Origin of the sequence: Bradyrhizobium sp. (assembly GCF_019244115.1) — a bacterium.
GTDB lineage: Bacteria > Pseudomonadota > Alphaproteobacteria > Rhizobiales > Xanthobacteraceae > Bradyrhizobium.
This window is the reverse complement of record NZ_JAFATE010000183.1, coordinates 1-8,062: the sequence shown is the minus strand read 5'-3', so window position 1 is coordinate 8,062 and position 8,062 is coordinate 1. Positions and strand designations below refer to the sequence as shown.

The 8,062-nt window shown below is 66.2% G+C and carries 8 protein-coding genes and 1 pseudogene; 6 read left to right on the top strand and 3 right to left on the bottom strand.

The window, feature by feature from the left end; translation table 11 throughout:
- From JOZ76_RS08100 to JOZ76_RS08075, 6 genes and pseudogenes are all read left to right on the top strand, one after another.
- Positions 1 to 385, top strand: a pseudogene (locus JOZ76_RS08100) (LPS-assembly protein LptD); the annotation flags it as partial.
- Between the two features lie 78 nt (positions 386 to 463).
- Positions 464 to 1,441: a SurA N-terminal domain-containing protein gene (locus tag JOZ76_RS08095; protein WP_291698105.1), complete on the top strand. Its 978-nt coding sequence runs from the start codon at positions 464 to 466 to the stop codon at positions 1,439 to 1,441.
- A gap of 201 nt (positions 1,442 to 1,642) precedes the next feature.
- On the top strand, positions 1,643 to 2,662 hold the full coding sequence (pdxA, locus tag JOZ76_RS08090; protein WP_291698104.1) for a 4-hydroxythreonine-4-phosphate dehydrogenase PdxA: 1,020 nt from the start codon (positions 1,643 to 1,645) through the stop codon (positions 2,660 to 2,662).
- Positions 2,659 to 3,528 carry a 16S rRNA (adenine(1518)-N(6)/adenine(1519)-N(6))-dimethyltransferase RsmA gene (rsmA, locus tag JOZ76_RS08085; protein ID WP_291698103.1) on the top strand — a complete coding sequence of 290 codons (870 nt, stop codon included), beginning with the start codon at positions 2,659 to 2,661 and terminating at the stop codon, positions 3,526 to 3,528. Before pdxA ends, rsmA begins: the two co-directional genes overlap by 4 nt.
- A gap of 13 nt (positions 3,529 to 3,541) precedes the next feature.
- Complete coding sequence (locus JOZ76_RS08080; RefSeq protein ID WP_291698102.1) at positions 3,542 to 4,600, top strand: alcohol dehydrogenase; 1,059 nt, start codon at positions 3,542 to 3,544, stop codon at positions 4,598 to 4,600.
- 255 nt (positions 4,601 to 4,855) lie between these two features.
- Positions 4,856 to 6,004, top strand: coding sequence for a hypothetical protein (locus JOZ76_RS08075; RefSeq protein ID WP_291698101.1), 1,149 nt, complete (start codon positions 4,856 to 4,858; stop codon positions 6,002 to 6,004).
- On the opposite strand, the gene gmk is transcribed toward JOZ76_RS08075, so the two are convergent.
- The 3 genes from gmk to JOZ76_RS08060 all read right to left on the bottom strand — a co-directional run.
- Positions 5,937 to 6,596: a guanylate kinase gene (gmk, locus tag JOZ76_RS08070; protein WP_291698100.1), complete on the bottom strand. Its 660-nt coding sequence runs from the start codon at positions 6,594 to 6,596 to the stop codon at positions 5,937 to 5,939. The two genes, JOZ76_RS08075 and gmk, sit on opposite strands and share 68 nt — an antisense overlap.
- A 2-nt stretch (positions 6,597 to 6,598) precedes the next feature.
- On the bottom strand, positions 6,599 to 7,486 hold the full coding sequence (locus JOZ76_RS08065) for a YicC/YloC family endoribonuclease (RefSeq protein WP_291698099.1): 888 nt from the start codon (positions 7,484 to 7,486) through the stop codon (positions 6,599 to 6,601).
- Between the two features lie 132 nt (positions 7,487 to 7,618).
- On the bottom strand, positions 7,619 to 8,062 hold a 444-nt coding region (locus tag JOZ76_RS08060; RefSeq protein WP_291698098.1), incomplete at its 5' end, for an endolytic transglycosylase MltG.

The window sequence follows — 8,062 nt, the reverse complement described above, 5'->3', positions numbered from 1 at the left end:
GCGCTTCGAGGCCGAGGCGCGGGCCAATTTCGACCGCTGGTCGGTCAGCGCCATCTACGGCAATTATGCCGCGCAGCCCGATCTCGGCTACCTGATCCGCCGCGAGGGCGTCTTGGGCAGCGCCTCGCTCAAGGTCGCCGCCAACTGGGTGGTGACGGGGGCTGCGCGCTACGACCTGCAGGCCAACAAGATCAACCAGTACACGATCGGCGCCGGCTACGTCGACGACTGCTTCGTGCTGGCGGCCAACTACGTGACGTCCTATACCTATAGCGTCAACGGCACTCCGCCCGTGCTCGGCCATACCTACATGCTCTCGGTCGGCCTGCGAACAATTGCCACGACGTCCTCGACCTCGACCGGAGGCGCCGGCGGCCTTCAATAGATCGTCGCGGGCGGGTCGACGCTCCTTCCGCGTAGCCCGAGCTTTTCAAATCGGATCGGTTGACATAGCGAATTGATCATGACGACCGCTTTCTCTTCCCGCTTTCTCACCCTGGCGCGGTTTTGCGTCGCCGGATTCGTCCTCGCTGTCTGCGGTCCGTCCGCACAGGCGCAGACGGTGTGCGTGATGGTGAACGGCGAACCCATCACCGGGTATGACATCGACCAGCGCAGCAAGCTCGATTTCCTCTCGACCCACAAGGCGGCCAACCGTCAGGACGTGCTCAACGAACTGATCGACGAGAAGGTGAAGATCAAGGAGGCCAAGAAATTCGGCGTCGATCCAGGCGACTCGGATATCGACCAGTCCTATGCCCAGGTGAGCTCGCGGATGCACATCTCGCCGGAGCAGCTGACCAAGACGCTGGAGGCCCAGGGCATGCGGCCCGACACGCTGAAGGCCCGTCTCAAGGCCGAGCTGGTCTGGGGCAGCCTCGTCCGCGGCCGTTTCAAGGAGCGCCTCCAGGTCGGCGAGAGAGACGTCGCGGCGGCGGTCAAGGCCGAGGGCGGCGACTTGCAGCAATCGGACGCTTTCGAATACACGATGCAGCCGGTCGTCCTGATCGTCCCTCGGGGATCGCCTCCGTCGGCGACCGAGGCGCGCCAAAAGGAGGCGGAAGCCCTGCGGGCTCGCGTGCAGACCTGCGACGAAGCCAACTCGTACTTCAAGTCGATGCAGAATGCAGCAATCCGCGAGTCCGTTGTGAAGACCTCGGCCGACATCCCGGCCAACCTGCGCAAGCTGCTGGACGATACGCCGATCGGACATCTCACGCCGCCCGAGGTCACCAAGGACGGTGTCCAGATGGTGGCCCTGTGTGCCCGCAAGGCCACGACGATCGACACGCCAAAGAAGCAGGAAATCCGCAACAAGATGTTCGCTCAGAAATACGAGACCCAGTCGAAGGCCTATTTGCAGGAAGTCCGCAAGGCGGCGATGATCGAGTATCGCGAATGCGCCGGCCCGATGTCGGCGCGTGGGGAGAGCAGCAAATAGCGCGGATGGCGGCGAGTGCGGAACGGAAGTCTGTCCACGAGCTCCGAGTTTGGGTTTGACATTCCCGTGGCAAGACCCCTTCTAGGAGAGTGCATCTGACGTTCGCGACCGGACCGTCCGCAAGGTCGTGATGCGCATGTCAGATTCAGAATCCCACTGGCATCAGGCTGGCCTATCACGTTCAAACCAACACCTTGCTTCATGGCAAAGCCGCTCGCGCTGACATCAGGCGAACCCGCAGGCATCGGGCCCGACATCACCATCAAGGCCTGGCAGCGTCGGAAGCAGGAGGCGTTGCCGCCATTCTATCTACTCGGCGATGCCGAGCTCGTTCGTCGCCGGGCCGGGGCGATCGGCGCCGAAATTCCGCTCGCCGAGATCGGTCGCCCTGAAGACGCGGTCGCTGCGTTCGCGGATTACCTGCCGGTGATTGCCACGGGGCACAGCGCCACGGCCGAGGCCGGCCTGCCGGACGAGACCAGCGCGGACGCCGCCCTCGCCTCGATCCGCCGCGCGGTCGCCGACGTCACCAATGGCAGGGCCGGCGCCGTGGTCACCAATCCCATCGCCAAGGCGGTGCTCCACCGTGCCGGTTTCCGACATCCCGGCCATACCGAGTTTCTCGCCGAGCTCGCGACCGAGAACGGCCGGACGCCGCAGCCGGTGATGCTGTTGTGGTCGCCGACGCTGGCCGTGGTGCCCGTCACGATCCACGTGCCGCTCAGCGAGGCCGTCGCGCAATTGTCGGCCGATCTGATCGTCGCAACATGCCGCATCGCGGTGCGCGATCTGCGCCAGCGCTTCGGCATCGCGCGCCCGCGGCTCGCCCTCACGGGCCTCAATCCGCATGCCGGAGAGGACGGCACGATCGGCAACGAGGAGCGGACGATCATCGCCCCCGCCGTCGACATGCTGCGCGCCGAGGGCATCGAGGTCAGAGGTCCCCTGCCCGCCGACACCATGTTTCACGATGCGGCCCGCCGGACCTATGACTGCGCCGTCTGCATGTACCACGACCAGGCGCTGATCCCGATCAAGACGCTGGCCTTCGACGATGCCGTCAACGTCACGCTTGGCCTGCCTTTCGTGCGCACCTCGCCCGACCATGGCACTGCGTTCGACATCGCCGGCAGCGGTCGCGCCAACCCGGCGAGCCTGATCGCCGCGCTGCGGCTCGCCGCGCGCATGTCGGCGGCGCAGGCGCCGCCTGAGGCGCGATGAGCGCGATCGACGACCTGCCGCCGCTGCGCGAGGTGATCCGCGCGCATGCGCTGTCGGCGCGCAAATCGCTCGGCCAGAATTTTCTGCTCGACCTCAATCTCACCGCAAAAATCGCCCGCGCCGCCGCGCCGCTCGAGGAGGCCGTCATCGTCGAGATCGGCCCCGGTCCCGGCGGGCTGACGCGCGCCCTGCTCGCGCTCGGCGCGCGCCGCGTCATCGCGGTCGAGCATGATGCGCGCGCGCTGCCGGCGCTGCAGCAGATCGCCGTGCGCTATCCCGGGCGCCTCGACATCGTCCGTGCCGACGCAAAAGCCTTCGATCCGCGGCCGCTGCTATCAGGCGAACGCGCAAAGATCGTCGCCAACCTGCCCTACAACATCGCAACCACATTGCTGGTCGGCTGGCTGTCGGTCGAGCCGTGGCCGCCCTGGTACGACATGATGGTCTTGATGTTCCAGCGTGAGGTCGCGGAACGCATCGTCGCGCGCGAGAACGAGGCGGCCTATGGCCGTCTCGGCGTGCTCGCCAACTGGCGGGCCGAGACAAGGATCCTGTTCGACATCTCGCCGGCCGCTTTCGTGCCGCCGCCTCAGGTCACCTCCTCGGTGGTCCGGCTGATCCCGCGCGAGAAGCCGGAGGCCTGCGACCGGCGCGCGCTCGAGCGGGTCGCGGCGGCCGCCTTCAATCAGCGGCGAAAGATGCTGCGCCAGAGTCTCAAATCATTGCCCGCCGACCCCGCGCGCCTCGCGGCCGCGGCAAAAATCGATCCGACGCGGCGCGCCGAAACCGTGCCCGTGAGCGGCTTTGTTGCCATGGCCCGCGAATTGGCCGATATACGCGGCGAAAAGCGGAACACGCCGGAATAAGAGGAGAACAAGGATGGCGTTGATGCGCAGGCAGTCCCTGGTCAAGTTCGGTGCGCCGCTTTGCGAGACCATGGTCGAGACGCCGACGCCCGTGGGCCGCGAGGTCCTGGTGCGGATCGAGCGTTGCGGGCTGTGTCATTCGGACCTGCACATCCAGGATGGCTATGCCGATCTCGGCGGCGGCAAGCGGCTCGACACCACGCGCGGCATGACGCTGCCGTTCACGCTCGGACACGAGATCGCCGGCGTCGTCGAGGATGTCGGCGCGGACATTCCGCAGGATCTGATCGGCGCGAAGAAGGCGGTATTTCCCTGGATCGGCTGCGGGGTGTGCCGCGAGTGCCTCGCCGGCGATGAGAATCTCTGCGCCAAGCAGCGCTTTCTCGGTGTCGCGATCGACGGCGGATTTGCCAGCCATGTGCTGGTGCCCGACGCAAAATACCTGCTCGATTACGATCCGCTGCCGGTTAGTCAGGCGGCGACGCTGATGTGCTCCGGCGTGACGGCCTATGGCGCGCTGAGGCGCCTGGTCGATCGGTCCCGGCAACGCAATCTGCTGCTGATCGGGCTCGGCGGCGTCGGCCAGATGGGGCTTGCCTTCGCACGGGCGATGTTCAACCAGCCAATTTCCGTTGCGGATCTCAGCGGCGCCGCGCGCGACAGCGCGCTGAGCAACGGCGCAGCGGTCGCCTATGATCCGACCGAGCCCGAGATCGCAAGGCGCATCATCAAGGAGACCGAGGGCGGTTTCGACGCCGTCGTCGACTTTGCGGGTAACGACAAGTCGATGGCGTTTGCCGTCTCGGTGCTGGCGCGCGGCGGCAAGATCGTGGTCTCCGGCTTGATGGGCGGCAATTTCAGCCTGCCGATGGTGCAATGGGTCTACAAGCGCATGACCATCGAAGGTTTCATGACCGGGACGCTCGCCGAGGCCCATGAACTGATGGCGCTTGCGCGCAGCGGCAAGATCAAACCGACACCGATGCAGGAAGAGCCGATGGCCGACGTGCAGAGATGGATCGACGCGCTGCGTGCCGGCAAGGTGATCGGGCGGATCGTGCTGACGAACTGACGCGCGGTCCTTTTTTCGGGAACCATCGGCTAAGGCGCCACAGTCAAGACAAATCGGCATTTGCCGCGATGTTGCTCTTTGCGAGCCGGCGAGGGCATGAAGCTGCATATTCCAAGCGCGACAATTCGTCCTGGCTTCTCGCCGGTCGGGGCAGAATTTCGTCAAACCCTCTCCGAATTTGCGACCCAATGTCACCCAAGTTTTCGCGCAAGTTGAAAACAGCGAAGCGTAGCGTGTGCGTATCCGGGGGGCTTTATGGCGAAAGGAGCGGCGAAATTCGCATTGGCCGTCGTCGCCAGCGTGATCGCAACCGCGCCAATCCCAAGCAGGGCCCAGAACACCGTCGATTTTCCTCCTGAGACCCAGCCGCCAGCGCCGCCAGAAAAGAGCGAGAAGGCGGCCGACGACTGCCTGACCGCTCCAGGGGGCGAGGCACCGTCGGGACAACGCTGGGTCTATCGCATCGAGCGCGGAACCCAGCGCCATTGCTGGTATCTGCGCGACAAGGCCGAGCGGGCCACGCAACCGGCACCATCGCTCGCAGCCGCGGCGAAACCGCTGGGCAGGATGGGTGTCATGCAACCGCGGCAGAACAGCGAGGCGCGCGCCGAACTGCCGACGGCCAGAGGTCGTTTCGAGGGCGACAATGCGGCCATGCCGCGGATTGCGCCGGGCGCGCTCGCGGGCAGAAGCCCGCCGATTGCGGCTGCGGACGACGATGTCCGAGGGCCGCAGGGGATGTCGCGCACACCGCAGCCACTGGATACGTTTTCAGCGCCGCTGCCCACAGGCGTCCGCCCGGTCGCTGCTGCGAACGACGCAGACATCGACAGCAGTGCGGACCCAGCCACGTCCGCTGCTCCCCCATCGGCACTGGACGCAAGCCTGCGACCCGATGCCGCGCCGCCCAAAACCTCGCTGCAGAGGCTGCTGGTCGCAATCTTCGGCGCCCTCGCCTTTGCCGGCATCACCGCAAGCCTGATCCACCGCTTCGCCTTCATCTGGCGCAAACGTGATGCCCGGCTACGGCGACGCACGCTGTGGCAGTCGGCCAAAAAGGCGCGGGCCCGCCCGCCACAAACCGCGAGCATACCGGCTCCGAGTGCGCCGGCTGCGAACGTAGAGGCTGCGAACGTACAGACTGCGAACGTACAGACTGCGAACGTACAGGCTGCGAGCGCCCCGGCGGCAAGCGTACAGAACACCGCCGCGAATCAGGGGCGCATAGACGCCCGCAATCGACAGGATGACGCGCAGGGGCAGATCGAGGAATTGCTCGGACGGGTCGCCCAGCGCGTGAAGCCCGAGGCTCCGGTCCCGGCGCTCGCCAAACTCGCTAACTCTCAAGCTGCTGCTGTAGCGAGCGGACGAAGGTCGTCAGCCCCACGCGGCGCTCGCGCTTGAGCCGCTCGGCCTTCAGGATCGATTGCACCTCCGCGAACGCCTCATCGATATCGCGATTGATCACGATGTAGTCGTACTCGGCCCAGTGACTCATCTCATGGCTGGCCCGGCCCATCCGCTTGCGGATGACGTCCTGCGAATCCTGCGCGCGCGAGTGCAGGCGCTTTTCCAGATCGGCCGCGGACGGCGGCAGGATGAAAACGCTGACGACGTCGGCCCGCGCCTTCTCGCGCAGTTGCTGGGTGCCCTGCCAGTCGATGTCGAACAGCACGTCCTCTCCCGCCGACAGCGCGGCCTCGACCGGCGCCCGTGGTGTGCCGTAGCGGTTCTCGAACACCACGGCCCATTCCAGGAGTTCGTGACGCTTGACCATCTCCTCGAAGCGGGCGTTATCCACGAACAGATAGTCGCGGCCCTCGATCTCGCCGGGCCGCATCGGCCGCGTGGTGACCGAGACCGACATCTTCAGCCCGGGCATGCGCTCGAGCAGAAGGCGGGACAGCGTCGTCTTGCCCGCGCCTGACGGCGAGGATAGCACGAACATCAATCCGCGCCGCGCGACACCATCGAGATCCCGGCCGTGAACGGTCATCATCACTCCAGATTCTGCACCTGTTCGCGAAACTGCTCGACCACGTTTTTCATTTCGAGGCTGGTATTGGTCAGCTCGATGTCGATCGACTTCGAGCAGCAGGTATTGACCTCGCGATGGAACTCCTGCGCCAGAAAATCGAGGCGGCGACCAACCGCGCCGCCCTTGGCGATCAGCTCGCGTGCCTGGGCGACATGCGAGGCGATGCGGTCGAGCTCCTCGCGGATGTCGGCTTTCGCGGCCATCAGAAGCGCCTCCTGGCTCAGGCGGTCCGCATCAAACCGGTCGGACGCCTCCAGCAGCGTCGCCACCTGCTCGGCGAGGCGGGCCCGGATCGCCTCCGGCTTGCGGCCGGGCGTAGCCTCGGCTATCCGCGCCAGCCCGGCGACCTCGTCCATGCGCTGCCCGAGAATCTCCCCGAGCGTCACGCCCTCGCGGCGTCGCATCGTCACGAGATCGGCGAGCGCGGTGTCGAAAGCCGCCGCTGCTGCGGCCTTCGCGGCCTTGTCTTCCTCCTCGTTGCTCTCGGGTTCGACCACCTCGACCACGCCCCTGATCGCCAGCAGGCCATCGATGCTCGGCGCCACCGCATCGATCCTGCCGGCAAGCTGGCTCGCCACCTTGACGACCGAGGCGAGCACCTCCTCGTTGATCTTGACCACGGACTGCGCGTTGGCGCGCTTGACGTTCAAGGTCGCGTAGACCGTGCCGCGCGCGAGCCCTTCGGCGGCGCGTTTCTTGGCGTAGGTCTCGAGCTCGTCCCACCCGGGCGGCAGCCGCAGCCGGAGATCCAGGCCCTTGGCGTTGACCGACTTCAATTCCCATTCGAACGTATACGGCCCGCTTGCGCCGTGGCTTCGAGCAAAGCCGGTCATGGACGACAGCGCCATCAGGTCAAATTCTCCGACATCATGGGATTCGCAAGGCCATCAAGCCACGCGAATCTTAAGACTATTTTGCAGGAAAGTGGAATCCGCAAAGTCCGCAAGCAGGTCTGCACCGGCCCCCGCGCTGGACCAGACCTAGCGCTGCACCACCGGCGGCGACGGCTGCACCGCGCCCTGGCGGGCGGGCGCCGCAGGCCGTGCCGGGCGCTTCTGCTGGGTCGGTTTCGGCGGCGTCGCAGCCGTCGGCGCCGTATCGGCGGCCGCTGGCGCGGCGGCAGCCGGCGCCTGCGCATCGTCAGCCGGCTCGACCGTGTCGTTCTGGATCTGCTTCTCCATCGCGCGCAGCTTGGCGACATTCTTCTGGTGCGCGTCGTAGGTCTCGGTGAACGCGTGCCCGCCGGATCCGTCGGCGACGAAATACAGATCGCGGGTGCGGGCCGGGTTGGCGGCGGCCTCCAGCGAAGCGCGGCCGGGATTGGAGATCGGTCCCGGCGGCAGGCCATCGATCACATAGGTGTTGTAAGGCGACGGCGCCGTGATTTCCGAGCGCTTGATCGGCCGCCCCAACGTGCCCTTGCC